The sequence below is a fragment of the Streptomyces sp. NPDC012474 genome (assembly GCF_042955185.1).
In the GTDB taxonomy this organism is placed as follows: Bacteria; Actinomycetota; Actinomycetes; order Streptomycetales; family Streptomycetaceae; genus Streptomyces; species Streptomyces cahuitamycinicus.
In genome coordinates this window covers 40,320-66,147 of record NZ_JBIBEP010000029.1, presented here as the reverse complement: position 1 = coordinate 66,147, position 25,828 = coordinate 40,320, and the positions used below count along the sequence as shown (strand labels likewise).

Sequence of the window (25,828 nt, the reverse complement as noted above, 5' to 3'; positions counted from 1 at the left end):
CCGCTCGAACAGTTCCCACAACTCATCCGGCACCAGACGCTCAACGATCCCCACGACGCCAGACTATCGAACGGGCCAAATGAGACGACGTCTAAAGCGCGTTGATGACGTGCGTAAAGCGGCGCAGACCCTCTTCGAGTCCAGTCTCGTCCGTGGCGAAGGACAGGCGTACGTGTCCCTCGCCCGACGGGCCGAATTCGGACCCGGCGCGTACGAGCACGCCCCCGTCGGCGAGCCGTTGCACGAGTTCAACGGAGGACAGGGCGCTGTCGATACGGGGGAATGCGTAGAACGCGCCGAGAGGCCGAACGACGCTCACCGCATCGAGACCGTCGAGGTGCTGCATGACCAGATCGCGGCGGCGCTGGAAGCGCGCCGAGAGTGCGTGCAGATCCTTGTCGGGAATACGCAGCGCCTCGACGGCTGCGTCCTGGACGAAGGTGTTCAAAGGCCCGTTGATCGTCCGGTGAACGAGGTTGATCTTTTCGGCGACCGCGGCGGCGGCGCAGATGAAACCGATGCGCCAACCGGTCATCGAGTACGACTTGGAGAACGTGCCGGAGAGCACCACCCGGTCCCGCACGGAGATCAGTTCGGATGCCGAGGTGAACGCGATCTCGTCGAAGACGATGTCGCTGTATGCCTCGTCCGACAGGAGGTAGAGGTCAGGGTGATCGCGGAGGATGGCGCCGACTCCTTCGATGTCGGCCTTGGAGAACACCATTCCGGTGGGGTTCACGGGATTGCACAGGATGAGCATGCGGGCTCCCGCCGCGGCCGCCGCGAGTCTTTGCAGGTCGATCGAACCGTCAGGCCGCGTGGAGATCCACTCGGTCTTGGCCCCTGTCATTGCCACGTGGTCCGCGTACAGGGAGTAGGTCGGTTCGGGGAGCAGTACTCGATCGCCCGGGTTCAGCAAAGTGAGGACGGTGGCTGCGAGGCCGGCACTGCCTCCGTGAGTGACGACGACATTCGCCGGGTCGACCCCGGGGTCCTGGGAACGCGCCAGGTGGGAGGCGATCTCCTGGCGGAGATCCGGAGACCCTGTGATCTGCGAGTAACGAGTGCGACCGGCGCGCAATGCCCGGACGGCAGCCTCCACTACCGGCTGCGGCGTGTTGCTGTCTGGCTCACCCATGGCCAGTGAGATGGCGCCCGGCACCGCACCGCCCAGTGTTCTGGGCCGCCTCGACGCTGCTCTGATGCGTTCCGGGAGAGAACCGGCCGTTCGGGAGGGGAGGGCGCTCATCCGATCTCCAGGGGGGTCACGACGGATGTAAAGTGCGAGCACATTCTCACATCGTGATGAGCGGTTCAAGGGTGGGGACGCGGCTGGATCGGCCGGAGGCAGGTGGTGGCGCAGGCCCGAGCGGGTGCGCGGTGGGCGCGCTGTGGTCCGGTGGGCATGCCTGAAGCCCACCGCAGACGCCGTGGGTGGTTGGTTCCTGGTGCTGAGCTACGGCCCCCCCGGCGGGGAGCCGCCCCTCACCGGCTGTCGGTCGTGTGCCTCAGGCTCCGGCCCAGCCCTGGAGAGCCCCGTAGTAGGCCGCCGTCAAACGGCTGATCGCTTCCTCCTCCGGGAGGCCGGTGCTGATCAGGTCCAGGATCTCGCGTGGATCGAACATGGCGTTGTACAGGAACAACGCGTGATCGAAATGCTCGTCCGGCACGTCCAGGTGCCGCATCACACTGCGAATGGGGCGCTCCCAGGCGTCCCGGACCGGGGTGATCACCTCGTCGTTGTCGCGCAGGCGGGTGAGGAACCCCGTGCGCGACCGGATCTGGACCATGGCGGGGCCGTAGCTGCGGACCAGACGAGCCCATTCCCGCACCACGTCCTCGAACAGGGCCGGGCCGGTCTTGGGGCAGTCGTGGCTGAAGTTGCGCAGCTGGACGATCACGCCGAGCAGGTAGGCCTTGAGGAGCTCCTCGACCGACGGGAAATACCGGTAGGCCGTGGCCAGTGACAGGTTGGCTCGCTCCGCGATGACCGCCATGGTCATCGCGCCGGGCTCGGTCCTGAGGGCTTCCCCCACGGCCTCCAGGAGCTTGCGCCGGTTGCGGACCGCGTCGCGGCGCATACCGCGACCGGCACCCTGTTCCTCGTTCTTGACCGTCAGGGGGAGCCTCCCGGGATCCTTCATCGGAGAGAGGTGTCTCACCTCTGGGCAAGACGATAGTGACGTCCGTCCGAGTCGCTCAAGCGGCCGGACCTTGCCCGGTGCCGGGATTTGCATGGATGGCTCTGCCGAGCTGGTACCAAGGCTGCACCATTCGGACCGTCATCGCCTCGGAGGGGCTGGTACGAGCCCGACCTACCGGCGAAGCGCCGCCGACGGCGCCCTCGACATCCTCCAGGTCAGCGCCGAGTGTCGGACCTCGTCCAGGGACGGCGGTCCCTGGACGAGGTCCGGTCAGACCGATCCCGAAACACTCTGCGGATCGCGCGGAACACGTCTGTCGGCGACGGAGAACTTCGCGATGACAGCACCGGTGGGCGCCGGCCGGAGTCCCGTGCTCGCAACGGCCCAGCACTCGGCACGGCGGGTGGTCCGTCGTACGGAACGACTGCCCGGCTGCCCGGCTGCTATTTCCCCGCGTCTTCCTCGGTGTCCCCCGCCTCTGACCCGGCGGGCGAAGCGACGGATCTCAACGCGGGAGAATCGTCACCTCGGCCCGGTTGAAGCGGGAGCCGTTGCCCCTGGCGTGGAACGGCACGTCGTCAGGGCTGGGGCCCGTGCTCGCCGTGTCGGCCTGCGGTGAGTACTGCTGGTGCGGGTTGCCGGGGCCCAGTGCGAGGGGAATGGTCAAGCGCCCCTGGGCGTCGGCGGTTGCCGACCGCACTGAAGCGCCCGCGTGGTCGCGGACGGTGACGTGATACCGCGTGCCCGGTCGAGCCAGTGAGGGCGTCAGTACCGTGGCCGAGCCGTTCCCGACCACCGTGAAGCGGCGCTTGCGGGCCACCTCCAGCGCGCTGAACTCGGTGACGTCCCGCCGCATCCGTACGGTCCAGCCGTAGGCGTTGTACCGCGGCCTGATCGACGAGAAGGTGAACGACCGGGGAGTGGCACGGTGCTGCGCGTCGCGGGCGAAATAGGACTTCAGGTGGGGTATCCAGGCCCGGAGACCGGCCTGCCAGTAGGGCCATGTGTGGCTGCCGGGTCCGTAGTCGTGCCACCGGTGCCGGATACCGAGGTTCAGCAGGCGCTCGTGGAAGGACACGTTCTCCTGCCGGATTGTTTGTTCCGTGCGGTCCAGGGCCTCGCCGTCCTGTCGAGGCTGGCCGTTGCCCGTGTACAGGGACACGTCCGTGTGGGCCAGATTGGCCGCCAGGTCCCAGGGGTTGTCCCCGCGCCAGCGGACTTCCTGCGTCGCCCACGGGCCCCAGAGGGAGGGGTGGAGCTGCTCGATGATGGTGCGCATCTCGACGTTCTGGTGGTCGACGTCTCCGGAGAACGAGCCGACGGCGCCGAAGAGGTCGGGGTGCCGGGCGGCGTACGAGACGGCCCCGAACCCGCCCATCGACAGTCCGGCGGCGGCCCGCGCCCCGCGCTCGGGGATCGTGCGGTAGTGCTCGTCGACCCACGGGAGGAGCCTGTTGATGTGGAAGGTCTCCCACATCGGCCGGCCGCGGTGGCCGTTGTTCCACCAGTCGGCATACCACTGGGTGGAGCCGGCGTCCGGCATCACCACGATCGCGGGCAGGCCGGCCGTGCTCTCCTCCGCGGCACCGTCCTGAGTCCAGCTCGCAGCGCTCTGCCCTCCACCGTGGTAGAGGTACAGCACAGGGTAACGGCGCCTCTTCTCCGCGTCGTAGCCACGGGGGAGCAGTACGCGCACCTTGGTCGTGCCGTCGAGAGCGGACGAGGTGAAGGTCAGCTCGCTGAGCCGCGGCGAGAGTCGCTTCTGATTCACCAGCGCGATGCCGGTTTCGGTGTGGGCTGCCACGGCTGTCTGGGCTGTCTGGGCGGGAGGGTGACCGCATCCGAAGACCATCACCGCCCCCAGAGCGAGTGCCGCGGGGATCCTCACGCGCCTGCCGTTCAAGATGGTCCTTCTCCTTGTGGTCACATTTCGCTTCTCTGTCTGTTCCGGGCTCGCGGCGCGGGCGGCCGGGGCCGGTGGGAGGCGGCCGGGGACGAGCACCGTGGTCCTGGTCGACTCGTGGCCGAATCGGGGGCCTTGAGGTGAGCAGTGCTCCGGTGGGTGCGGGTGCCTTTCGTTCTGCCGTCGGGGGGCAAGGGATGGCGGCTGTCATCTCCGAGGTCGGCGTGCCACCGTCTCGGTGTTCGGCGATGGTCAGGGGCGCGGCGTCCGCGGATGTCGTAGCCGCACGCTGCGACCGCCTCCGTGACCCTCCGCCATCGATGCCGCCGCGGCCGTCAGGCACCGTGCGCTCAAGCCGCTTCCTCGACTTCACGTAGATGCTCGCCGGGGGAGACCACGATCGGGAGGCGAGCGATCGAGACGCGGCGGACTAGGTGCACGCTCGTGGCTCGCTCATCGCCGACGAAGGGACGTCGGCCGATCCGCCCGATGGCTTGGTCGCCTGCCCCTTCGGATGTGCCGTGGCCGCGGAAGTGTTCGCCGGCGGCCGTCACGCCGGGTGCGGCTGGGGTCACGCGCCGACGAAGCCGGCGGAGAGCCGGGCGGCCGGTTCGGGGCCTTCGTCGCAGACCGGTACCGAGCGAGGTCACATCGTGGACCGCGCTCTGGGCGGGTGCGGCGGTATGGGCCAACGGCGCAGACGCAGCGGATGTCTCGGCCGGGGTGTGAGCCTCGGATGGCCGAGAACGAGGCATGTGAGGTCTCCTTGACTGCGCGTCCGCGATCGGCGAACCGATCACCTCAATCTCGAAATTAGATTCGTATTTAGAGATTGAGGTGGACGCTAGCACACGCTTTCAGTCGCATGAAAGTGCTCAGGCCTCGTCGTCGACAACCCCTGCGAGGAAGGCCTCGATGCCTGTCGACACGTCTACCGCGCCCGGGTTGTACAGCCACTGGATCTGGAGTCCGTCGATGACTGCGATCAGCAGGTTCGCGAGGATTTCCGGCCTCGTGTCCACCTTCAGGCGTCCGCGACCGCGCAACTCGGCGAAGATCCGGGTCAGGTGCAGGCGCAGGCTGTCGTAGCGGGCCCGGTACAGCTCGTGAGCGGGATGCTCGCCGGCCGTGGCCTCGCTCGAGATGATGCTGTGCAACTGGATCAGCCCGGGTCGGGCCTCGTTGGCGTGCACGACCCGCAGTTGAGTCTGCAGTACATCCAGGTCATCGGCTTCCCGGACGATCGCGGCCGTCTCCCGCTCGTGTGCGGCGAGTACCTCGACCAGCAGTTCCGCCTTGCTGCCGAAGTGGTGCAGCAGGCCGGTCTGGCTGATGCCGGCTCGCTCTGCGATGTCCTTCATGGTGGCGCCGTGGAAGCCTCCGGCGCCGAATGCCTCGACGCAGGCGTCGAGAATCTTCTGCCGCACCTCGCCGGTCTTCGCGTAGGACCCCCGGGGGCCGCGGGCCCCACTGCTCGCTGTCTTCGCCTGCTTTGTCACAGGTCGAGCATAGGGCGGGCCCCGGCACCTGTCTCAATATAGAAACGTGCTTACATTTTTAGATGCGGTGAGGCTACGGTGGCCGCATCCATGCGGTACCGAAGCCGAAATCTGGACGTGCCCGCCCTGGCGCCGGTGCGTGCCCGTCCTCCTGCGTGGAGCCGCCACGGCGCGCCAACGGGTTGAGGGCGACAACGCCAGCAGTGAGGGGCCGATGACGACCGCATGCTTGGAGTCCAGCCCGGCGGCGAGGTCGTCACCCACGGGCACCACTACGACGAGGATGCGCGGCTGCTGGCCGGGGGCCCTTTCAAGGCGCTGCCCTCCGGCGTCGACACGATCGGGGGATCCGTGGCGAAGCGGCGCCCGAACAGCAAGCGACGGCTGGGGCGATGAGCCGTGCTCTGAAGCAGCCCGAGCCCGCAGACACGCCGGTCACGTCGCGCCGATGACAAGATTGCGCCAGGCAGCCATGGTGCGGGGCGCATTGCCGGACCGAAGCTGCGAGGCGTCCTCGGTGAAGGTGGTGTCCCGCACGTGGTGCAGGGCCTCGACCTGCCGGTGTGAGCGGATCATGTTGGCGAGCTGTGCGGGAGTGGCCTGCCCGGCGCTCAGGTCGCGGATCCGTATGAGAGGGCCACGCTCTTCACGTTCCTGCCCGATGGCGATCCCCTGGTCGAGAACACCCGCTAGGCGGGCTGGATCAAGCGCGAGCAGAAGGTCACCGTCGTGACCAGCAATCCGCCGGACCGGGAGAGAGCCGAGGGGGAGGGCGGCTGGGTGGAGAAAGGCCGCGAGGGGTACGGCAGAGCACCTCTGCTCGATGCCTTCCGCCCGGGGGGAGGAACGGAGTGCACGAGAACAAGCTCAAGAACCTGTACGTCTACTTCTGGCGTTGGGCCGCCTTCAAGGTCTTCGACCAGCATCGTTCCGAGTCGGACCGCGGTGGGTATCTGGAGCGGGTTCGTACCGCCTCCAACGTCGCCGTCCAGCTTGTCTGGGACGTCCGTCCGGATCTCCCGGAGGGTACCCGCACCGCCCGCCAGTTGCTGCTCAAGGACCCCGGCCGGGTCAACGAGACCGACCGGGAAGCCCTGCACGCCTACTTCCGCGCTCGTATCGAGGAGGCCAAGAGCAGCGACACGGCCGCGAGCTGGGAGGAGCAGCCCGGTGAGGCGCTCGACTACACCGCCTGGCACCGATTCACCGTGCGCCTAGATCGGGCGAACGGGGCCGGCTGGCAGCCACTGACCAAGAAGCTGCACGGCGCACTCTCTGGTGGACGGAAGGCCATCGCCCTGCACCTGTCATTGTCTGCGGCCGTTGCCGCCCACTACGAGGCCGTGCCGCTGGCACCCCGCCCCATCCTGCTCGACGAGGTCTTCGTCGGCGTGGACGCGGTCAACCGCGGACAGGTCGTCGCCCTGCTCACCGCGCTCGACCTTGACCTCATGGTCACCTCCGACCACGAGTGGTGCACCTACGGCGAACCACCTGGCATCGCTGTCCACCAACTCCTCATCGACGGGGACGATGACGCTGTCACAAGCGCTCGCTTCGTCTGGAACGGCACCGATGTGGAGGCGGGATGACCCACACCGAACCGGCCCCGGGTGAAAGCACCCTGCGCCGTCCCGAGCCCCGCTCGCTCTGGCGCACGGTCCACAGCCGACTGTCTTCCGGCTGCCACGCCGAAAGGAAGACGAACGTGCCAAGCTACGAGACAAGCTTCTACCACCTAGCCTGGCCGCGGACGGCCGGTTGTGCTGTCGTGATCCGCCCCGAACTGCTGGCAGTCCTGGCCGAACGGGCGCCTGTAACCGTCGTCATCCGGGACGTTGGCATGCGCCTTGGGCACGGCGAAGAGGGGAAGTGACGCGGAAGGCGCTCGGTCGTGTGGTGGAGGAGCGTGCTGGTCGGGCCTGGCCCTCTGCCTCACCGCCGCTGACTCCAGTTACTGAGGTTCTCCGGTCGTCGTCGGGCTCGGTGGATCTCAGGAGCAACTTGCCCTGGATCCAGCGACTTACCTGACGACTCGTCAGGTAAGTCAGCATCCAATCAGCATTAGACCTGGGCAGTCGTCCGTACATGCTCCCGGTTGACGGCTTCGCGGCAGGCTGCTTCACGCAGATCGCGTAGGTGAGAAGCCTGCTTGCCACGGCGCACGATGTTGTGAAAGGTCTTCGAGTCGAAGGCATGCCGATGTACAGTGAGCGATGCCCCTGACCTGCAGAAAGCTGGCGGGGAGCCGTCTTCCAGGAGTTCAACATGCTGCGCACCATGTTCAAGTCCAAGATCCACCGAGCCACCGTCACCCAGGCCGACCTGCACTACGTGGGATCCGTGACCATCGACGCCGATCTGCTCGACGCCGCCGATCTGCTGCCCGGCGAGCTCGTGCACATCGTGGACATCACCAACGGGGCCCGGTTGGAGACCTACGTCATCGAGGGCGAGCGCGGATCCGGCGTGATCGGGATCAACGGGGCCGCGGCCCACCTGGTCCACCCCGGCGACCTCGTGATCATCATCAGCTACGCACAGGTGACGGACGCCGAGGCGCGGGCACTCACCCCCAGGGTCGTGCACGTGGACCACGACAACCGGATCGTGGCCCTGGGCGCCGACCCGTCCGAGCCGGTGCCCGGCTCGGACCAGCAGCGCAGCCCGCAGGCCGTCGAAGCCTGACCGAAGCATCCGGAGCCGAGGAGGAGCGTGTCCATGAGCGATCCGGAGATCCGCGACGACCGGGCGGCGGGCCGGTTGGCGGCTGTGTCCGGCGGTGAAGTCGTCGGCCGCATCGAGTACTTCGTGCTCGACGGCCCCGAGCGAGCGCTCGTGCCCGTCCACACGATCGTCGAGCCGGCCCACGAGGGCCAGGGCATCGCGGGTTCACTCGCCCGCGAGCTCTACACCCTCGCCGGCCGCGAGGACCGCGCGGTCGCCTCTCTCTGCCCCTATGTGACCAAGTGGGCCGAACGCCACCCGGACGAGGCGCGGCCGGCGGACCAGGCACGCCTCGCCGCGGCGAAGGACTGGCTGAGGGCTCACCCCGGCCGTTTCTGAGGGCCGTACCGGGCACTTGCGTTCTCGTCACCGCCCCCGTTACCCCCACCTGGTCCCCTCCCCGTCCTGCGCGGGAGTGACTGTCCAGGCGGGGGCCGGGTAGGCGGGGGAGTAGTCCAGAGCCGGAGTCGTCCCACTGGCTGGAGGACCTGATGACGAACCCGATTCCCGATCCCGTGCCGCCGGCGCCGACGCCGGGTCCGGAACCCCAGCGCCCGGAGCCGCCCGGCCCCGATCCGGTACCCAACCCGCAGCCCCCGCCGGGCCCTGAGCCGACCCCGCCTCCGCCCACGCCCACCCCGCCGCCGGGCCCGACCCCGCCGGCACCCCCGGGCCCCGACCCCGTGCCGGGCCCCGACCCGTCCCCGATCCCCCCGGGGCCGGACCCCGTGCCGAACCCGGAGCCGGGCCCTCCACTGTCCTGACCCCCTGCACAGGAACGGGGCGGTGGACGGCACATCCCGCCGTCCACCGCCCCGCAAACGTCCCTCGGTGGCAGCGCCTACGCGGAGGTCTCCGACCGGTCCCCGCCCCACAGCGTGTGGAACGACCCGTCACGGTCCACCCTGCGGTAGGTGTGCGCACCGAAGTAGTCCCGCTGCCCCTGCGTCAGCGCCGCCGGCAGCCGCTCCGCGCGCAGCGCGTCGTAGTAGGCGAGGGCCGCCGCGAAACCGGGCGTCGGCACACCCTGGCGGGTCGCGGCGACCAGCACCTCACGCCAGTCGTCCTGGGCGTCCGCGATCTCCTGCGCGAACGTCGCGTCCGACAGCAGGCTCGGCAGGTCGGGCCGGGCGTCGTACGCGGCGCGGATCCGGTCCAGGAACGCCGCGCGGATGATGCAGCCGCCCCGCCACAGCGCCGACACCGCGCCCAGGTCGATGTCCCACCCGTACTCGCCGCGCGCCGCGTCGATCTCGTGGAAGCCCTGCGTGTACGACACGATCTTCGACGCGTACAGCGCCTGCTCCACCCGGTCCGCGAACGCCCGGGCCTCCGCCTCGCTCAGCGGCTTCGCCTTCGGGCCGGCCAGCTCGCGCGAGGCCTCCCGCAGGGCCGCGTGGCCCGACAGCGACCGCGCGAACACCGCCTCGGCGATACCGGACACCGGCACGCCGAGGTCCAGCGCGATCTGCACGGTCCAGCGGCCGGTGCCCTTCTGCTCGGCCTGGTCCACCACCACGTCCACGAACGGCTTGCCCGTCTCCGCGTCGACGTGCGACAGCACCTCGGCCGTGATCTCGATCAGGTACGAGTCGAGACGGCCCTGGTTCCAGGTCCGGAAGATGTCCGCGATCTCGGCGGGGGAGTACCCGGCGACGTCCCGCAGCAGTTGGTAGGCCTCCCCGATGAGCTGCATGTCCGCGTACTCGATGCCGTTGTGCACCATCTTCACGAAGTGCCCGGCACCGTCCGGACCGACATGGGAGACGCACGGAGAGCCGTCCGCCGCCTTCGCCGAGATCTTCTCCAGCATCGGGCCCAGCGAGTCGTAGGACTCCTTCGGGCCGCCGGGCATGATGCTCGGGCCGTTCAGCGCGCCCTCCTCACCGCCGGAGACGCCCATGCCGACGAAGTGGATGCCCTGCTCGCGCAGGTCCCGCTCCCGGCGCCGGGTGTCGGCGAAGTGCGCGTTGCCACCGTCGATGATCATGTCGCCGGGCTCCAGCAGCGGCGCGAACTCCTGGATCACCGCGTCCGTCGGCTCACCGGCCTTCACCATCACGACCAGGCGCCGCGGCCGCTCCAGCGCTGCCACGAAGTCCTTGGCGCTCTCGCACGCGACGAACTCCCCCTCACCGCCGAACTCCTCCACCAGGGCGTGCATGCGCGCGGGCGTCCGGTTGTGCACCGCGACCGTGTAGCCGTTGCGGGCGAAGTTGCGGGCGAGGTTGCGGCCCATGACCGCGAGACCCGTGACGCCGATCTGCGCTGTACTGCTCATTCGGTTCGCTCCTAAAAGACCTCGGTACCGGTGCTGCCGGTGGGAAGCGCCCACGGGCATCCCCCGTCGACCATCCTGACGTGCCGCTACTTCGTCCGCACGCGCGGGTCGCACGGCGTGGCGCAGGCTGATACGGACGAGAGCCCCTTCGCACTCAGCCGGTGTACGCGTCCCCGCGCACGGCGCACCCGCGCACCGGGTGCCGTACACGGTGCATCACCGTGGCGCACGTCGCGCAACAGGGGCCACATACCGGCCATTTGGGCTCCCGGGCGGCCGATAGCCGTCTTGTTCTGGCCGGTTCGCAGCGCTTACTTTTGCCCCTCCTGACGCATGTCTAGGGGGGCTTTCGATGGCCGTACGCGGCCGGCACCGCCGGTATCAGCCGAACAGGATCAACCGCGCCTCGCTCACCGTGACGGCGGGCGGCGCGGGCATGGCACTGCCGTTCATGGGCACCGGCGCCGCCCAGGCGGCGGACGTGGACACCTGGAACAAGGTCGCCGCCTGCGAGTCCACCAGCAACTGGAGCATCAACACCGGCAACGGCTTCTACGGCGGACTGCAGTTCACCCAGTCCACCTGGGAGGCCTACGGCGGCCGGGCCTACGCGGCCCGCGCGGACCTGGCGAGCAAGGACCAGCAGATCGCCGTCGCGGAGAAGGTCCTCGACGGGCAGGGGCCGGGCGCCTGGCCGGTCTGCTCCGAGCGGGCCGGACTGACCCGGGGCGGCGGCGAGCCCGACATCCGCCCCGCCACCGAGCGCACCGGGCGGAAGGACGCGAAGAAGAAGACCTCCATCGACGACGTACGGCCGCAGTCCACGCCGCAGTCCCGGGCGGGCAACGCCGAGATGTACACCGTCGTCCGCGGCGACACCCTCTCCCGCATCGCGGACGACCAGGACGTGCGGGGCGGCTGGCGGGGCCTGTACGCCGCCAACCGCTCCGCCATAGGGTCCGACCCGGATCTGATCGTGCCCGGCCAGCGCCTCGCGCTGCGCGGCGAGGGCGCCACGAAGACGCGACCCGAGCACAGGCCGTCGCCGTCGGCCGAGCCCTCGACGAAGAAGCCGGCCCAGGACCGCGCGGAGGAGCGGCCGAAGGAGCGGTCCAACGAGCGGTCGAAGGAGCGGTCGAAGGAGCGGTCGAAGGAGCGGTCGAAGGAGCGGTCGAAGGAGCGGCCGAAGGAGCGGTCCAAGGACGAGAGCAGGGAGCGCGCGGACCGGTCCACGGCCACCCGGCAGGGCTTCGTCGCACCTGTCAACGCCTCACTCGGGACGCCCTACCGCAAGGCGGGCTCCGCCTGGTCGAAGGGCTATCACACCGGGATCGACTTCCCCGTGCCCACGGGCACATCGGTCAAGTCGGTCGCGTCGGGCAGCGTCGTCAGCGCGGGATGGGGCGGCTCCTACGGCTATCAGGTCGTGGTCCGGCACGCCGACGGCCGCTACAGCCAGTACGCCCACCTCTCCGCGATCTCCGTGCGGGACGGGCAGTCCGTGAGCGCCGGCCAGCGCATCGGCCGCTCCGGCTCCACCGGCAACAGTTCGGGCCCGCATCTGCACTTCGAGGTGCGGACGGGGCCCGGCTTCGGCTCGGACGTCGATCCGGTGGCGTACCTCCGGGCCGGCGGCGTCAGGATCTGACCCGCGTGCGGTGCCGGTCGAGCACGGGCAACGGGACGTACGGGATGCCGTAGAAGGGCGCGTAGGGGAGCGGGCGATCGTCGTCGGAGGCCGCCACCGACGACTCCCCGCCCTCGTACGAGACATCCGCCTCGCCGGCCGCCGCCGCTGCTCCGGGCCCCGGCAATATCACCGCGGCCGGTGTGTCCGGTACGGCTACGGGGGCCGCCGCCGTTGCCCCCGGCTCCGGCGCGAGTACGGCGGCCGGTGCGTCCGGTACCCGTACGCGGGCTGCGGCCGTTTCCTGCGGCCTGGGCACGATCACCGGGGCCGGTGCGCCCGATCCAGGAACGAGTACCGCCGCCCTCGTGGCCGGCTCGGGCACACGCACGTCCGCCGTTTCCTCCGGCCGTGGCACGATCACCGCAGCTGGTGCGCCCGGCCCCGGCACGAGTACCGCCGTCGTCGCCACAGGCCTCCGCACGAGCACGTCCCGCGCGCGCAGCCCGGCCTGCGCCCCGGCAGGGAATCGCTCGGGGACCCCGTCCAGGCCAGCCGGTTCTCCCACCGGAGCGGGCAGGCCGCCCCGGCCCGCCTGCTCCGGCACCCGGCGCGGGCCTTCGGCCGACAGCGCTCGCGCACCCGCCCCGCTCGGCGCTTCCGCAGGCCCGGCGGGAACCGCAACCGGCTGCTCGTGCGTGAGCCGCTCCGTCGTCAGCAGGATCAGGCCGCCCGCCGCCACCACGCCACAGCCCAGGGCGAGCATCGTGCCCGTCGCGCCGTAGCGGAAGGTTTCTCCGAACATCGTGATGCCCACCGCGGCCGCGACCACCGGGTTCACGACCGTCAGCATGGCCAGCGGGGCCGCGAGGCCGGCGCCCCGGTAGGAGGCCTGCGACAGCAGCATGCCGGCCGTGGCCAGGACGCCGATCACGGCGAGGGACGGCACGTCCGCCGCCGACACACCGCCGGTCCAGTCGACCGCCACGGTCTTGGTGAACACCGAGGACATGCCGAACGCGATGCCGGAGGCCGTCGCCAGCAGCATGCTGCGGACCGCCGGATGCCGGTGCGCGGCCCGCGCGGCGATCATCAGCGTCACGACCACCCCCGCGGTGACGACGGCGACGGCCACCCGCTGCGCCGCGCTCAGCGTCTGCGCGTCGGACGCGGCGACCAGCGAGAGCAGACCGGCGAGCCCCACCGTCGCCATGATCGCGCCCCGCCACGCCGTGGCACCGGCCTTGCGGCCGACGAACAGCGCCGCCATGGGCAGGGCCACCACGATGGTCAGCGCGCCGAGCGGCTGCACCAGGCTCAGCGGCCCGTAGGCGAGCGCCACCACGTGCAGCAGCCCACCGGTGCCGTTCAGCGCGACCGCCGCCCACCAGCCCGGCCGCCGCAGCGGCGCGTACTGCTCGCCCGGCGACGACTCCGCCACCCGCTCCTGCACGATCGCCCCGCCCGCGTAGGCGAACGCGGAGACGAGGGACAGCAGGACGGACAACGCGAGGGCGCTCATCGGCTGCTCCTCTGCGTGAGGCGGGGGCGCTCGGCCCGGCGCGGCGAAAGGTGGGCTTTCATGACCAACACCCTGCCGTGTCCAGGTCTTCCCGTCGTCGTCCCTGAGCACTCATTGGGTCCTACTGCCGGTGGAGTACGCGAGGAACCCCGTCATCCCCAGGGTGGGTGAGTGTGGTCGGGGGCCACCGGGTCGCGTCCCCTAAGGGCCTTGGTACTACTGCTCTTCGTGAACCTCGACCCCGACCTCGCCGCGCTCCGCCCGCTCGCCGGTTTCTTCGTGCTGCGCACGGAACGGGCATCGGCCGGGTCCCTTCCCACTCTCGCACAGGCCTATGCCGCAACGTCACCGGATATATCGGCAAATCCCTTGATTTTCCGCGTGCGGAAGGTCTCGGCCGCCCTGCACGCCCCGGAGTCGCGCGTCGCCGCGTCCGTGACGCATCAGGGGCTCGCGGCCCGGCTCTGGTCGATCGCCCTCGGCTGCGCCGCGCTCTACGGCTCCGTCCCCGACCTCGACGCCCGGCTGCTGCACTGGGACGCCGACGGCAGCGCCCCCGACGACCTGTGGCTCCGGAAGGTGACGCCGCTCCCCGGGGATGCGCAAGCCCTCGCGGACGTGGTCCTGCACGGCCACCTCGTCCCGCTGGCGGCGGCCCTGCGCGTCCACCACGGCCTCGCCCCGGGCCTGCTGCGCGGCAACGCCGCCTCCGCCCTGGCCGGTGCGGCCCGGGAACTGGACCGCTGGGCCGGGCGGCACGGCCGTACGGATGTCGTCGCCCGGGCCCGGTCCCTGGCCGCGGAACTCCTCGCGCACCCCCTGCTCACCGGCGCCGGGACCCTCACCGGCACCGCGTTCCGGCGTCGGAGCTGCTGCCTGTACTACCGGGTGCCCGGCGGGGGCCTGTGCGGCGACTGTTGCTTCACACGGCCGCCCCGCTCTTCCCCATGGGCCTCTTCTGGGTGACCATGAAAGGGAACGGCCGATGAGAGCAGGGAGTTGCGGGTGCGAGTGGGACTGCTGACCCGGGAGTACCCGCCGGATGTGTACGGCGGTGCGGGCGTCCATGTGGAGTTCCTCGCCCGCGAGCTCAGACCGCTCGTCGACCTGGACGTGCACTGCTGGGGCGAGGGCCGCGGCGACGGCGTGCTGCGCCACCGGCCCTGGTCCGCGCTCGACGGCGCCAACGACGCGTTGCGCACCTTCTCCGTCGACCTCGCCATGGCCGCCGCCCTCGAAGGCCGCGAGCTGGTCCACTCCCACACCTGGTACGCCAACCTCGGCGGCCACCTCGCCAAGCTCCTGTACGGCATTCCGCACGTGATGACCGCGCACTCCCTGGAGCCCCTGCGGCCCTGGAAGGCCGAGCAGCTCGGCGGCGGCTACGAACTGTCCAGCTGGGCGGAACGCACCGCGATCGAGGCCGCCGACGCGGTGATCGCCGTCTCCGGAGCGATGCGCGAGGACATCCTCGGCTGCTACCCCGCACTGGACCCGGAGCGGGTCCACATCGTGCACAACGGCATCGACACGAGCCTGTACCGGCCCGACCACGGGACGGACGCCCTGGACCGGATCGGCCTGGACCGCTCCCGCCCGTACGTGCTGTTCGTCGGCCGGATCACCCGGCAGAAGGGCGTGCCCCACCTGCTGCGCGCCGTGCGGGACATCGACCCGGCCGCACAGGTCGTGCTGTGCGCGGGCGCACCGGACACACCGGAGATCGACCAGGAGTTCCGCGAGCTGTTCGGGGAGCTGAGCGGGGTCCGCGACGGGGTGTTCTGGCTCCCGAAGATGCTCCCGCGCCCGGAGGTGATCCAGCTCCTCACGCACGCGGCCTTGTTCGTCTGCCCTTCGGTCTACGAGCCGCTCGGCATCGTGAACCTGGAGGCGATGGCCTGCGGCACGCCCGTGGTGGCCTCGGCGGTCGGCGGCATCCCCGAGGTCGTCGACGACGGCACGACCGGGCTGCTCGTCCCGACCGGCGACGGCTTCGAGGCCGGGCTCGCCCGGGCCATGGACACCGTCCTGGCCGATCCGGCGGCCGCCGGGAGGATGGGTGAGGCAGGGCGGGAGCGCGCCGTCGGCGCCTTCGGCTGGGACGCGGTGGCCCGCCGCACGGTCCGGCTCTACGAAGAGATCGTCAAACAGGCTTAGTGGGTACTGCTCAAGGGCAGGCATCGGGAAATCGGCGTGAGGGGAGCGGCCATGCGAGGTGGTGGTCCTTCGGTCCTGGGGATCGTGCTGGCGGGCGGCGAGGGCAAACGGCTGATGCCCCTGACCGCGGACCGTGCCAAACCGGCGGTGACCTTCGGTGGCACGTACCGTCTGGTCGACTTCGTCCTGTCCAACCTCGTCAACGCGGACGTCCTGCGCATCTGCGTCCTGACGCAGTACAAGTCGCACTCGCTGGACCGGCACATCACCATGACCTGGCGGATGTCCAACCTGCTCGGCAACTACGTCACGCCGGTGCCCGCGCAGCAGCGCCTCGGCCCGCGCTGGTACCTGGGCAGCGCCGACGCGATCCTGCAGTCCCTGAACCTGATCTACGACGAGCGTCCCGAGTACGTGGCCGTCTTCGGCGCCGACCACGTCTACCGCATGGACCCCCGCCAGATGCTCGCCCAGCACATCGAGAGCGGCGCGGGTGTGACGGTGGCCGGGATCCGCGTGCCGCGCACCGAGTCCTCGTCCTTCGGGGTGATCACTCCCGGCTCGGACGGCCAGACGGTGGAGGGTTTCCTGGAGAAGCCGGCCGATCCGCCCGGGCTCGCTGACGACCCCAGCCGTGTTTTCGCCTCGATGGGCAACTACATCTTCACCACCAAGGCCCTCATCGAGGCGCTCAGGCGGGACGCGGAGGACGAGTCCTCGGTGCATGACATGGGCGGTTCGATCCTGCCCCAGCTCACCGACCGGGGCGAGGCCGCGCTCTACGACTTCAGCGCCAACCACGTGCCCGGCGAGACCACCCGCGACCAGGGCTACTGGCGGGACGTGGGGACGCTGGACGCCTACTACGAGGCCCACATGGACCTGATCGCCGAGCGCCCCGCCTTCAACCTGTACAACCGCAGCTGGCCGATCTACACGCACTCGTACCAGCTCTCACCGGCCCGGTTCAACGCGGGCGGCATCGCCAGCGAGTCCATCATCAGCGCGGGCTGCCTGGTGCGCGGGCAGGTCACGCGGTCGGTGCTGTCGCCGGGTGTGGTGGTCGACCCGGGAGCCGTGGTGCAGGGTTCGGTGCTGCATGACAACGTGCACATCGGCCGGGGCGCGGTGGTGCGCGGCGCCGTCCTCGACAAGAACGTCGAGGTGCCGCCGGGTGCGACCATCGGCGTCAACCCCGAGCGGGACGCGGAGCTGTACACGGTGTCCAAGGGCGGGGTGATCGCCCTGGGCAAGGGGCAGTTGGTCACCTGAGCCGGGCGGCCCGGGGTCTTTGTCCTGCCTCTGGACGAAGCCCGAGGGGACGACCCGCCCACGGCATCAAGGGTGAGTACTTCACCCCGTCCGCCCCGGACGCCTTCGATTTCCACGCCCTCAAGGCGACCACGTTCGATCAGGACCTCGACGCCCTCAAGGCGACCACGTTCGATCAGGACCTCGACGCCCTCAGGGCGACCACGTTCGACCAGGGCCTCGACTTCGACCTCGACAACCTGGAGCGGCGCCAGAACTTCACCACCGGACGGCCCGACGACGTGACGCCTCCCGGGTGACTCCCACCGGGTGCCCGGCGGCGCGAGCTGTGCTGGACTGACCGCACATGCACCATGAGTCCCGCCCCCATCACGGGGCGGGACTCAGGGGTCCTTTCACCATGCCCGTCCTGCTCGCGCGGCCTGGCACCGCACCTCGCCGCGTTGCCGAAACGCCCACGTGGTTCCGCCACGAGGGCGCTAAGGCGCCTTGCGATGCACGCACCAGACCACGCGACCTGCTCGGACGCTGAAAGTGAAAAGACCCCTTAATCCGATGTTAACTGTACGTAGCCTGATCGTACTTGACCGTAATCGGCTGGGGGCGGTTGACTGCTGACCCACCCGTCGTCGACGCGAGGCAAGCCCTTGACTGCTGACCTGCTCGCTCCTCTCGACCTGGCGTTCTGGAACATCGAGTCCGCCGAACACCCGATGCACCTCGGCGCGCTCGGGATCTTCTCGGCCCATTCGCCCGCCGCGGGCGCCCACGCGGCGGACCTCCTCGCCGCCCGGGCCGCCGGAGTTCCCGGCCTGCGGATGCGCATCCGCGACGTGTGGCAGCCGCTGCCCTCCGCCCTGCGCCGGCCGCTCGCCTTCGGCGGCGCGGCCCGCGAGGCGGCCCCCGACTTCGACCCCCTGAACCACGTGCGGCTGCACGCCCCGACCGCCGACTTCCAGGCCGCAGCGGGACGGCTCATGGAGCAGCCCCTGGAGCGCGACCGCCCGCCCTGGGAGGCCCATGTGCTGCCGGGCGAGGACGGCGTCTGCTTCGCTGTGCTGTTCAAGTTCCACCACGCCCTGGCCGACGGGCTGCGGGCGCTGACCCTCGCCGCGGGCGTCATGGACCCGATGGACATGCCCGCCCCCCGGCCCCGCCCGGCCGAGGCCCCCCGCGGCGTCCTGCCGGACGTGCGCGATCTGCCCGGTCTGATGCGCGGCGCCCTGTCCGACATGAGCCGCGCCCTGGACATCGGTGCCTCCGTGGCCCGCTCCTCCCTCGACGTTCGCTCCACGCCCGCGCTCACCTGCGAGCCGAGCGGCACCCGCCGCACCGCCGGAGTCGTGCTCGACCTCGACGACGTGCACCGCATTCGCAAGACCGTCGGCGGCACCGTCAACGACGTCCTCATCGCCGTCGTCGCGGGCGCCCTGCGCCGCTGGCTCGACGAGCGCGGCGACGGCAGCGAGGGCGTCTCGCCCCGCGCCCTGATCCCCGTCTCCAAGCGCCGCCCCCGGACCGCGTACCCGCAGGGCAACCGGCTCTCCGGGTACCTGATACGGCTTCCGGTGGACGACCCCGACCCGCTGGCCCGCCTCGCCTCGGTCCGGGACGCCATGGACCGCAACAAGGACGCCGGCCCCAACCGGGGCGCGGGCGCCGTCGCCCTGCTCGCCGACCACGTCCCCGCCCTCGCCCACCGGCTCGGCGGCCCCCTGGTCGGCCAGGCGGCCCGGATCTGGTTCGACCTCCTGGTGACCAGCGTGCCCCTGCCCAGCCTGGGCCTGAAGCTCGGCGGCCACCCGCTGACCGCCGTCTTCCCCTTCGCCCCGCTGGCTCCCGGCCACTCCCTGGCCGTCGCGGTCTCGACGTACCGGGGGAGCGTGCACTACGGCCTCGTCGCCGACGGGGAGGCGGTCCCGGACCTCGACCTGTTCGCCACGGCCGTCTCCAGGGAGGTGGCGACACTGATCAAGGCCTGCCGGCCGTGACGGGCTGGGTTTGGCGGTGCGGGCCGGCGCTGAAGTAAAATTCGCCCTTCGAAAGCGGGCGCGACCGGCGCACCCCGACGGCAGAGCAGGGAAACGACAGCGGCGATGACGGTGACAGAGGACGGCCCGCAGGCCATGGACGAGGCGGGCGGGCTCCCGTACGGACCCGGCATCGACCCGGAGCGCCTGGCCGTCTGCCTCGGCGTGCTCGAGGAACTCGACAAGCTGGAGGTCGACCACCCGGACGCCATCGCGGTGCGCCGGGCCACGGCGGGCGTCTACCGCACGGTCAAGCAGCGCCGCCGCCAGGAGCGCCGGGCCGCCAAGACCGCCCACGACAAGGCGGTCACGGAGGCCACGGCGACCGGCTCCGCCCAGCGCATCGACGACGAGACCGAGGGCCTGCTGCCGTCGTCGAACACCGAGGAGGGCAGGATCGCCGGGGTACTCCAGCGCCCGCGCTCCTGCTACACCTGCAAGGCCCGGTACGTGGAAGTCGACTACTTCTACCACCAGCTCTGTCCGGACTGCGCCCGCGTGAACCGCGAGAAGCGCGACGTCCGCGCCGACCTCACCGGCAAGCGCGCGCTGCTCACCGGCGGCCGGGCCAAGATCGGCATGTACATCGCGCTGAGGCTGCTGCGCGACGGTGCGCACACCACGATCACCACGCGCTTCCCGAAGGACGCCATCCGCCGCTTCAAGGCCATGGACGACTCCGCGGACTGGATGCACCGCCTGGAGGTCGTCGGCATCGACCTGCGCGACCCGGCCCAGGCCGTGGCCCTCGCCGACCAGGTCGCCGCGGCGGGCCCGCTCGACATCCTCGTCAACAACGCCACGCAGACCGTGCGCCGCCTGCCCTCCGCCTACGCCGCGCTGGTGGAGGGCGAGAGCGCCCCGCTGCCCGCCGGAGAGCTCCCCGCCCACCACGTCATCGGCGCCTTCAACTCCGGCGCGGTCGACGGCATCGCCGCGCTGCCCCTCGGCATCAGCGGCCTCGACGCCCAGCAGGTCGCCGGCCTCGCCCTGGTCGCGGGCAACGCCAGCGTCGAACGACACCTGGACGGCACGGCGATCGACGCGGGCGGGCTCGTGCCCGACGTGGTCGACTCCAACACCTGGGTGCAGACGATCGAGCAGATCTCGCCCGTGGAGCTGCTGGAGACGCAGCTGTGCAACTACACGGCGCCGTTCATCCTGATCAGCAAGCTGCGGCCGGCCATGGCCGAGGCCGCGAAGAAGGCGGAGAGCGGACGCGCGTACGTGGTGAACGTGTCCGCGATGGAGGGGGTCTTCGGACGCGGGTACAAGGGCGCCGGGCACCCGAACACCAATGCCGCGAAGGCCGCGATGAACATGGTCACGCGCACCAGCGCCCAGGAGATGTTCCAGACCGACGGAATCCTGATGACCTCGGTCGACACCGGCTGGATCACGGACGAGCGGCCGCACTACGACAAGCTGCGGCTCGCCGAGGCCGGGTTCCACGCGCCGCTGGACCTCGTCGACGGAGCGGCCCGGGTCTACGACCCCATCGTGCGGGGTGAGGTGGGAGAGGACCTCTACGGGGTCTTCATGAAGGACTACGCGCCCGGGAAGTGGTAGTCGCGCGTATCCCGTGACGGGCTGTCAAGGACCAGGGGGAGCCCGACGGCCTCGCGGCTCGGGCAGCGGCACCCGAACTGCTCGACCGTCTGGAAAGCACCGTCGTCGACATACGCCGTTCGGGTGATCTGAAAATCGCTCGTCGGCGTACAAATCGGGACGTAAACGGGAGATGAACGCCGCTTGACGCGCGATCGTTACCGGTTGTTTTCAGCCCCATCGAGCGGGGCCCCGCTCATTTGGTTAGTCTGATGCGGACGGACAGCAGCACGGGGTCCAACCCACACCCACAGTCCGTCGTGGGACCAGCCGGTTCACCACGGCTTGCTCTCCCGTGAGTCGACCGGCGCCACCGCGTCCGAACTGCATGTGACACAAAGTCCCGAGCGGGCGTCAGGCGCAGCAGGACCGGCGCGTACGTCCCGAGGGTGACCGACACATAAGGAGTGCGCGGTGACACCGGAGAAGACGAATCGCGATCAGCGCCCCAAGGAACGCGGCGAGCGCGCCGGCCGACGGGTCGACGAGCTCGGCAGCCTCGACGTGTGGGCCCGTTCGGCCCCGATCCGCCTCGCGGGCTACGAGGAAGACCTCGCGGAGCCCCACATCCTGCCCAGCGTCGACTGACAGCGGGCAGCCCCCACCGCGTTCGCCGAGAGCATGGGCGTGCCAGACTCGCACCCATGCTGATCAGGGAAGCAACGGCTGACGACTGGCCTCGCATCTGGCCGTTCTGGCACCGCATCGTCGCCGCGGGCGAGACCTACGCATGGGACCCGGGCACCTCCGAGGAGGAGGCCCGGGTCCTGTGGATGAGCCCGGCGAAGCGCGTCTACGTGGTCGAGGACGACAGCGGTGCCGTCGTCGCCTCCGCCTACCTCGCCCCCAACTACGGTGGCCCCGCCGCCCGCATCGCCAACGCCGGCTTCATGGTCGACCCGGACCGGGGCGGCCGGGGCTACGGACGGGCCCTGGCCGGCCACCTCCTGACCGAGGCCCGGGCCGCCGGCTACCGGGGCATGGTGTTCAACGCCGTCGTCGAGACCAACCCGGCCGTGAAACTGTGGACGTCCCTCGGCTTCACGATCCTCGGCACGGTCCCGGACGCCTTCGACCACCCCCGGCACGGCCCCGTGGGACTGCACATCATGTACCGGGCGCTGTAGAGCACCGGAGGAGCAGCCGTCGGACCCGGGGCGGCTCTCAGGGCCGGGCGTACGGACGGGTCATGATCTCCATGTTGTGGCCGTCCGGGTCGTCGAAGTAGGCGCCGCGACCGCCGAAGAGGTCGTTGACCCTGCCCGGCGCGGTGTGGCTCGGGTCGGCGTAGTAGGTGACGCCGATCGCCTCCAGCCGGGCGATCATGGCGTCGAACTGTTCCTCGGGCACGAGGAACGCGTAGTGCTGCGGCTGGATGGGCTCGTCGCGCTTCTCGTAGTAGTCGAGGGTCACGCCGTTGCCCAGGTCCACGGGCAGGAAGGGACCGAAGGGGGCGCCGACCTCCAGGCCGAGGACGGCCGCCAGGAACTCGGCGGACAAATGGCGGTCCGAGGCGTACACGACGGTGTGGTCGAGGCGGGCGACGGTGGCGGGCACGGCAGGCTGAGCGAGGGACATGAGTGGGTTCGTCTCCGGGTGATGAGGTCCGTGTGAAGCGCCTGAGGCGCGAGGGGATGTAGACACGGAGACGAGAGGCGGGGCGCGTGCCCTCTCCGGCTCTCGGACGAGTCCGGTCGGGGTCACCCCCGCCGCGCTCACGCCGAGGCCGGGCGCCTCACTCGTGCATGGCCTACGGCCGACCCGGCAGTCACCCGGCCGACCTTAGTCCATCGGCGCCGTGCGCCGCCACGGATTGCGTTCCTCCAGCCGGCCCGCCACGTCGAGGAGTTGGGACTCCGAGCCCGGCCGTCCGACCAGCTGCACGGCGCAGGGGGCGCCGGAGGGGAGCGTTCCGCAGGGGACCGCCATGGCGGGCCAGCCAGTCAGGTTCCACGGGGGCGTCAGGGGCGAGTAGTTGGTGTTGGCCAGCAGGTTGCTCAGCCAGCCCCGCTCGTGCCAGGGCCCGGCCTTGGGGGAGCGGCGCGCCAGCGCCGGGGTGAGCAGCACGTCGTACTCGGTGAAGAACGGCTCCAGCCGTCGCCGGAGCTTCTCCCGGCTCGCCCCGGAGCGCACGGTGGCGACGAAGGGGCGGCCGATTCTCGCATGGACGCGGGTGCGCCGCGTCAGCAGGCGGGGGTCGAGGGGCTGGGCTTCCGCGGCCGTGCCCGCCGTCCAGTGGATCAGCGAGGTCGTGGCGAGGGACAGCGGGTAGGGCGGGTCGGCGCGCCGGACCTGGTACCCGGCGCGCATCAGCAGCCCGGCCGCTTCCCGGGCGGCCGCCGCGTACGGGCGGCTGACGGCGACGCCGGCCAGTGGGCTGCGCAGCGACACCGCGACCCGGAGGGTGCCCGGCTCGGAACGGGGTGCGGGTGCGGTGCCGGCGAGGACCGAGAGCATCAGACGGGCGTCCTCGACGGTCGTGGCGAGCGGGCCGTGCTCCGCCATGCCGAACCAGTTGCCGCCCCCGCCCGTCGGGACCACTCCCCGGCCCGGCTTGATGGTGACCAGGCCGCAGTTGGCGGCGGGTATGCGCAGGGAGCCCATGCCGTCGTTGCCGAGGGCGACCGGCACCATCCCGGCGGCGACGGCGGCCGCGCTGCCCCCCGACGAACCGCCCGCGGAACGCGCCTGGTCCCAGGGGTTGCGGGCGGTGCCCAGCACGCCGTCCGTCGTGCCGAAGGCGCACAGTTCCGGCACGTTGGTCAGCCCCACGACCACCGCGCCCGCGGCCCGCAGCCGGGCCACCGTCACATGATCCTGTGCGGCCGGGGTGTCCGATGTCGCGGCCGAGCCGACGCGGGTGGACTCGCCGCGCACCGCGAGATTGTCCTTGACGGCCACGGGCACCCCGACCAGCGGCAGTTCGGCGAAGTCGCCGCGGGCGGCCACCTCGTCGGCCTCGGCCAGGGCCGCCTCGGCGCGCACCGCGCGGAAGGCGCCCACACGGCCGTCGAGCCGCTCGATCCGGTCGAGGTGCTCGGCGACCACCTCGCGGGGCGTGACCCGCTTCTCGCGGACGGCGGCGGATATCTCGGCGGCGGTGCGGCCGGCCCAGTTGGTCACAGCGGCTCCTCGGAAGGGTGTGCGCGGACTTACTGACGAGTACGTAGGGAGAACTCTGCACCCGGTCGACAGCGCGCGTCGAGGCCGCCGGCCCTGTCGATGCCGGGGCAGTGCCGTGGACCTGGTCCTGAAGTGGCCGGTCAGCGCAGGTGGCGCGCGAAGAAGGCCTCGGTGACGTCCATCTCGGCCGCCCACCGCGGCCCGAACGTGTGGCCCTCGCCCGGCACCGTGCGGAGTTCGACGTCCTTGCCGGCGTCTTCGAACGCGGCGGCGGCCTCCCGCGACCAGGCGAGGGGGCAGGTGTCGTCCGCGGTGCCGTGCTGGATCAGGAGGGGTTCGCTGACGCGGTCCGCGTAGGTCAGCGGTGAGACGCCGCGCCAGAACGCCGGGTTCTCCTCGGGCGTGCCGTGCTTCTCCTCGATCTCGGCGACGAGGGGGTCGCCCTCGGGCCGCTGGAAGTGGTCGATGTTCTCCTGCGGTCGGGCGCTCACCGGCGCGTAGGCGACCGCCGCGTCGAACAGGCCGGGCGCCACGACCAGTGCGTTGTACACGACCCCGCCGCCCATCGACCGGCCGAACAGGCCGATCCGGTCGCCGTCGATCTCGGGGCGTCCGGAGTTCCGCAGGGCCAGGGCGGCGCCGATGACGTCCTCGGTGTAGCCGAGCCGCAGGCTGACGTCGTTGTCCGGGTCCTTGTCGGAGCGGGCGTGGTTGCGGTAGTCGGTGTGCAGGACGACATGGCCGCGGCGGGCCAGGCGGTCCTGCTCGCGCGGCATGCCCTGGCCGCTGACGTAGACGTCCGGGTCGATGTAGCCGTGCGCCAGCACCAGCGCCGGGAAGGGGCCCTTGCCCTCGGGGATGTTCATGATCCCCGAGATGGTCAGGCCGTTCGCCTCGTAGGTGACGGCGTAGCGGGTGTAGGCGGCGGTCCGGTCGAGCACATCGCCGAGACGCAGCCCGGAGCCGGTGTGCTCGCGCTGCATCAACGCCGGGAGGGAGACGGGGTCGGCCGGTGTGGGCGTGGGCGTGGCGCGGGGGCTCTCGCCGGTGGTCCGGGGCGCCGCCGGGGAGGTCGCGGGCGCGCCGTCCGCCGCGCCGCCGGTGCAGCCCATCGCGACGACCAGCAGCAGCCCGGCGGCCGCGCAGGCGGTGCCTCGAAGCCGCATACGGTCCAGTGTGACCCCGACGTGTGCGGCAGGGTAGATCCGGCCGGGGTCGCCTCTGACGGAACTCCGCGGCGTCATGCCGACCGGCACGCCGCACGTCGCACACCGCTCCTCCTTCCCCGGAGCCCATCAGAAGCCCTGGGTCCGGGCCCCGGCATCCTGCCCGGTCGTCCATCGTCCGGAGACGCAGGTCACATTCGGCCGTGTCACATCGTGACGAGCCGCTGCCTCATAGGGGTGTACGCACCGACAACGGCAGAGGAGCTCACCATGAGCGCACGACTGGACGTCTTCGCCACCCCGGGCGCGAGCAAGCTGATCAAGCAGCTCACCTCCGTGGGGCGGCTGGTGGTGGAGTCACCGCTGCCGGCCGCCACCCGGGAGCTGGTCTCGCTGCGGGTGAGCCAGATCAACGGATGTGCGGTCTGCATCGACATGCACACCAAGGAGGCCACCGCCGCGGGCGAGAGCGCCGTACGTCTCCATCTGGTCGCGGCCTGGCGGGAGGCCACGGTCTTCACCGACGCCGAGCGCACCGCACTGGAGCTGGCGGAGCAGGGGACCCGGATAGCGGACGGGGCCGGCGGGGTCCCGGACGACGTCTGGGAGCGGGCCGCCAAGCACTACGACGAGGAACAGCTCATGGCGCTGGTCACTCTCATCGCCTTCATGAACACCGCGAACCGGCTGAACGTCATGCTGGAGCAGCCGGCGGGGGACTACCGGCCCGGCCAGTTCAAGTAACCGAGGAGCACCGGGCCCTGGGCGT

At 70.9% G+C, this 25,828-nt stretch carries 22 protein-coding genes and 1 pseudogene; 13 read left to right on the top strand and 10 right to left on the bottom strand.

All coding sequences use genetic code 11. The features are described 5' to 3' along the window. Positions 1-91: 91 nt before the first annotated feature. From ACFY9S_RS38295 to ACFY9S_RS38280, 4 genes are all read right to left on the bottom strand, one after another. On the bottom strand, positions 92-1,138 hold the full coding sequence (locus ACFY9S_RS38295) for an aminotransferase class I/II-fold pyridoxal phosphate-dependent enzyme (RefSeq protein ID WP_391138415.1): 1,047 nt from the start codon (positions 1,136-1,138) through the stop codon (positions 92-94). 370 nt (positions 1,139-1,508) lie between these two features. Continuing rightward, positions 1,509-2,144, bottom strand: coding sequence for a TetR family transcriptional regulator (locus ACFY9S_RS38290; RefSeq protein WP_391138413.1), 636 nt, complete (start codon positions 2,142-2,144; stop codon positions 1,509-1,511). Positions 2,145-2,649: 505 nt separating this feature from the next. Beyond that, positions 2,650-4,047, bottom strand: a complete 1,398-nt coding sequence (locus ACFY9S_RS38285) for an alpha/beta hydrolase-fold protein (RefSeq protein ID WP_391138411.1) — start codon at positions 4,045-4,047, stop codon at positions 2,650-2,652. Positions 4,048-4,922: 875 nt separating this feature from the next. Then, complete coding sequence (locus ACFY9S_RS38280; RefSeq protein WP_391138409.1) at positions 4,923-5,546, bottom strand: TetR family transcriptional regulator; 624 nt, start codon at positions 5,544-5,546, stop codon at positions 4,923-4,925. A 225-nt stretch (positions 5,547-5,771) separates the two neighbouring features. On the opposite strand from ACFY9S_RS38280, the gene ACFY9S_RS38275 reads away from it, so the two are divergent. Next, entirely contained in the window at positions 5,772-5,942 is a 171-nt protein-coding gene (locus ACFY9S_RS38275) for a hypothetical protein (RefSeq protein WP_391138408.1), read from the top strand. Positions 5,943-5,981: 39 nt separating this feature from the next. Here ACFY9S_RS38275 and ACFY9S_RS38270 read toward each other — a convergent pair whose 3' ends face one another. Beyond that, complete coding sequence (locus ACFY9S_RS38270; protein WP_391138406.1) at positions 5,982-6,122, bottom strand: hypothetical protein; 141 nt, start codon at positions 6,120-6,122, stop codon at positions 5,982-5,984. A 371-nt stretch (positions 6,123-6,493) separates the two neighbouring features. Between ACFY9S_RS38270 and ACFY9S_RS38265 the strand changes: the two are divergent. The 3 genes and pseudogenes from ACFY9S_RS38265 to ACFY9S_RS38255 form a co-directional block, all read left to right on the top strand. After that, positions 6,494-7,138 (top strand): annotated as a pseudogene (locus tag ACFY9S_RS38265) (SbcC/MukB-like Walker B domain-containing protein); the annotation flags it as partial. Between the two features lie 676 nt (positions 7,139-7,814). Next, complete coding sequence (panD, locus tag ACFY9S_RS38260) at positions 7,815-8,234, top strand: aspartate 1-decarboxylase (RefSeq protein WP_391138404.1); 420 nt, start codon at positions 7,815-7,817, stop codon at positions 8,232-8,234. Between the two features lie 33 nt (positions 8,235-8,267). Then, entirely contained in the window at positions 8,268-8,612 is a 345-nt protein-coding gene (locus ACFY9S_RS38255; RefSeq protein WP_391138402.1) for a GNAT family N-acetyltransferase, read from the top strand. A gap of 502 nt (positions 8,613-9,114) precedes the next feature. Here the strand turns inward: ACFY9S_RS38255 and gndA are convergent. Next, entirely contained in the window at positions 9,115-10,554 is a 1,440-nt protein-coding gene (gene gndA, locus ACFY9S_RS38250) for an NADP-dependent phosphogluconate dehydrogenase (RefSeq protein ID WP_391138400.1), read from the bottom strand. 352 nt (positions 10,555-10,906) lie between these two features. Here gndA and ACFY9S_RS38245 point away from each other — a divergent pair, with 352 nt between their 5' ends. Then, positions 10,907-12,202 (top strand): transglycosylase family protein, encoded by a 1,296-nt coding sequence (locus ACFY9S_RS38245; protein ID WP_391138398.1) that lies wholly within the window; start codon positions 10,907-10,909, stop codon positions 12,200-12,202. Here the strand turns inward: ACFY9S_RS38245 and ACFY9S_RS38240 are convergent. Further along, positions 12,192-13,703, bottom strand: a complete 1,512-nt coding sequence (locus tag ACFY9S_RS38240; RefSeq protein WP_391138396.1) for a DMT family transporter — start codon at positions 13,701-13,703, stop codon at positions 12,192-12,194. The genes ACFY9S_RS38245 and ACFY9S_RS38240 overlap by 11 nt on opposite strands. Positions 13,704-13,913: 210 nt before the next feature. On the opposite strand from ACFY9S_RS38240, the gene ACFY9S_RS38235 reads away from it, so the two are divergent. From ACFY9S_RS38235 to ACFY9S_RS38205, 7 genes are all read left to right on the top strand, one after another. Continuing rightward, positions 13,914-14,669, top strand: coding sequence for a (2Fe-2S)-binding protein (locus ACFY9S_RS38235; protein ID WP_391138394.1), 756 nt, complete (start codon positions 13,914-13,916; stop codon positions 14,667-14,669). A 39-nt stretch (positions 14,670-14,708) separates the two neighbouring features. Continuing rightward, positions 14,709-15,860, top strand: coding sequence for a glycogen synthase (gene glgA / locus ACFY9S_RS38230; protein WP_391138392.1), 1,152 nt, complete (start codon positions 14,709-14,711; stop codon positions 15,858-15,860). A 51-nt stretch (positions 15,861-15,911) separates the two neighbouring features. After that, positions 15,912-17,132: a glucose-1-phosphate adenylyltransferase gene (gene glgC / locus ACFY9S_RS38225; protein WP_391138390.1), complete on the top strand. Its 1,221-nt coding sequence runs from the start codon at positions 15,912-15,914 to the stop codon at positions 17,130-17,132. A 647-nt stretch (positions 17,133-17,779) separates the two neighbouring features. After that, positions 17,780-19,123, top strand: a complete 1,344-nt coding sequence (locus tag ACFY9S_RS38220) for a wax ester/triacylglycerol synthase family O-acyltransferase (protein WP_391138388.1) — start codon at positions 17,780-17,782, stop codon at positions 19,121-19,123. Positions 19,124-19,228: 105 nt separating this feature from the next. Further along, the gene (locus ACFY9S_RS38215) at positions 19,229-20,731 is read left to right on the top strand and encodes an SDR family NAD(P)-dependent oxidoreductase (protein ID WP_391138386.1); all 1,503 of its coding nucleotides are present in this window, start codon (positions 19,229-19,231) and stop codon (positions 20,729-20,731) included. Positions 20,732-21,184: 453 nt separating this feature from the next. Next, positions 21,185-21,358: a hypothetical protein gene (locus ACFY9S_RS38210; RefSeq protein WP_102913158.1), complete on the top strand. Its 174-nt coding sequence runs from the start codon at positions 21,185-21,187 to the stop codon at positions 21,356-21,358. A 56-nt stretch (positions 21,359-21,414) separates the two neighbouring features. After that, a complete protein-coding gene (locus ACFY9S_RS38205; protein WP_391138384.1) occupies positions 21,415-21,897 on the top strand; it encodes a GNAT family N-acetyltransferase in 483 nt (160 codons plus the stop codon). Positions 21,898-21,934: 37 nt separating this feature from the next. Here ACFY9S_RS38205 and ACFY9S_RS38200 read toward each other — a convergent pair whose 3' ends face one another. The 3 genes from ACFY9S_RS38200 to ACFY9S_RS38190 all read right to left on the bottom strand — a co-directional run bounded on the left by ACFY9S_RS38200 (position 21,935) and on the right by ACFY9S_RS38190 (position 25,059). Beyond that, positions 21,935-22,348: a VOC family protein gene (locus ACFY9S_RS38200; protein ID WP_391138382.1), complete on the bottom strand. Its 414-nt coding sequence runs from the start codon at positions 22,346-22,348 to the stop codon at positions 21,935-21,937. A gap of 204 nt (positions 22,349-22,552) precedes the next feature. Beyond that, positions 22,553-23,893, bottom strand: a complete 1,341-nt coding sequence (locus ACFY9S_RS38195; RefSeq protein ID WP_391138380.1) for an amidase family protein — start codon at positions 23,891-23,893, stop codon at positions 22,553-22,555. Between the two features lie 140 nt (positions 23,894-24,033). Further along, complete coding sequence (locus tag ACFY9S_RS38190; protein WP_391138378.1) at positions 24,034-25,059, bottom strand: prolyl oligopeptidase family serine peptidase; 1,026 nt, start codon at positions 25,057-25,059, stop codon at positions 24,034-24,036. A gap of 270 nt (positions 25,060-25,329) precedes the next feature. Between ACFY9S_RS38190 and ACFY9S_RS38185 the strand changes: the two genes are divergently transcribed. Further along, positions 25,330-25,803 (top strand): carboxymuconolactone decarboxylase family protein, encoded by a 474-nt coding sequence (locus ACFY9S_RS38185; protein WP_391138377.1) that lies wholly within the window; start codon positions 25,330-25,332, stop codon positions 25,801-25,803. Positions 25,804-25,828 lie beyond the last annotated feature (25 nt).

Bases quoted from the DNA above. Each gene is read 5' to 3' on its own strand.
- glgC (WP_391138390.1), top strand. From the start codon at position 15,912: ATGCGAGGTGGTGGTCCTTCGGTCCTGGGGATCGTGCTGGCGGGCGGC.
- gndA (WP_391138400.1), bottom strand. From the start codon at position 10,554: ATGAGCAGTACAGCGCAGATCGGCGTCACGGGTCTCGCGGTCATGGGC.
- ACFY9S_RS38290 (WP_391138413.1), bottom strand. From the start codon at position 2,144: ATGAAGGATCCCGGGAGGCTCCCCCTGACGGTCAAGAACGAGGAACAG.
- ACFY9S_RS38270 (WP_391138406.1), bottom strand. From the start codon at position 6,122: ATGATCCGCTCACACCGGCAGGTCGAGGCCCTGCACCACGTGCGGGAC.
- ACFY9S_RS38185 (WP_391138377.1), top strand. From the start codon at position 25,330: ATGAGCGCACGACTGGACGTCTTCGCCACCCCGGGCGCGAGCAAGCTG.
- ACFY9S_RS38275 (WP_391138408.1), top strand. From the start codon at position 5,772: ATGCTTGGAGTCCAGCCCGGCGGCGAGGTCGTCACCCACGGGCACCAC.
- ACFY9S_RS38255 (WP_391138402.1), top strand. From the start codon at position 8,268: ATGAGCGATCCGGAGATCCGCGACGACCGGGCGGCGGGCCGGTTGGCG.
- ACFY9S_RS38205 (WP_391138384.1), top strand. From the start codon at position 21,415: ATGCTGATCAGGGAAGCAACGGCTGACGACTGGCCTCGCATCTGGCCG.
- panD (WP_391138404.1), top strand. From the start codon at position 7,815: ATGCTGCGCACCATGTTCAAGTCCAAGATCCACCGAGCCACCGTCACC.
- ACFY9S_RS38240 (WP_391138396.1), bottom strand. From the start codon at position 13,703: ATGAGCGCCCTCGCGTTGTCCGTCCTGCTGTCCCTCGTCTCCGCGTTC.
- ACFY9S_RS38190 (WP_391138378.1), bottom strand. From the start codon at position 25,059: ATGCGGCTTCGAGGCACCGCCTGCGCGGCCGCCGGGCTGCTGCTGGTC.
- ACFY9S_RS38200 (WP_391138382.1), bottom strand. From the start codon at position 22,348: ATGTCCCTCGCTCAGCCTGCCGTGCCCGCCACCGTCGCCCGCCTCGAC.
- ACFY9S_RS38295 (WP_391138415.1), bottom strand. From the start codon at position 1,138: ATGGGTGAGCCAGACAGCAACACGCCGCAGCCGGTAGTGGAGGCTGCC.
- ACFY9S_RS38245 (WP_391138398.1), top strand. From the start codon at position 10,907: ATGGCCGTACGCGGCCGGCACCGCCGGTATCAGCCGAACAGGATCAAC.
- ACFY9S_RS38215 (WP_391138386.1), top strand. From the start codon at position 19,229: ATGACGGTGACAGAGGACGGCCCGCAGGCCATGGACGAGGCGGGCGGG.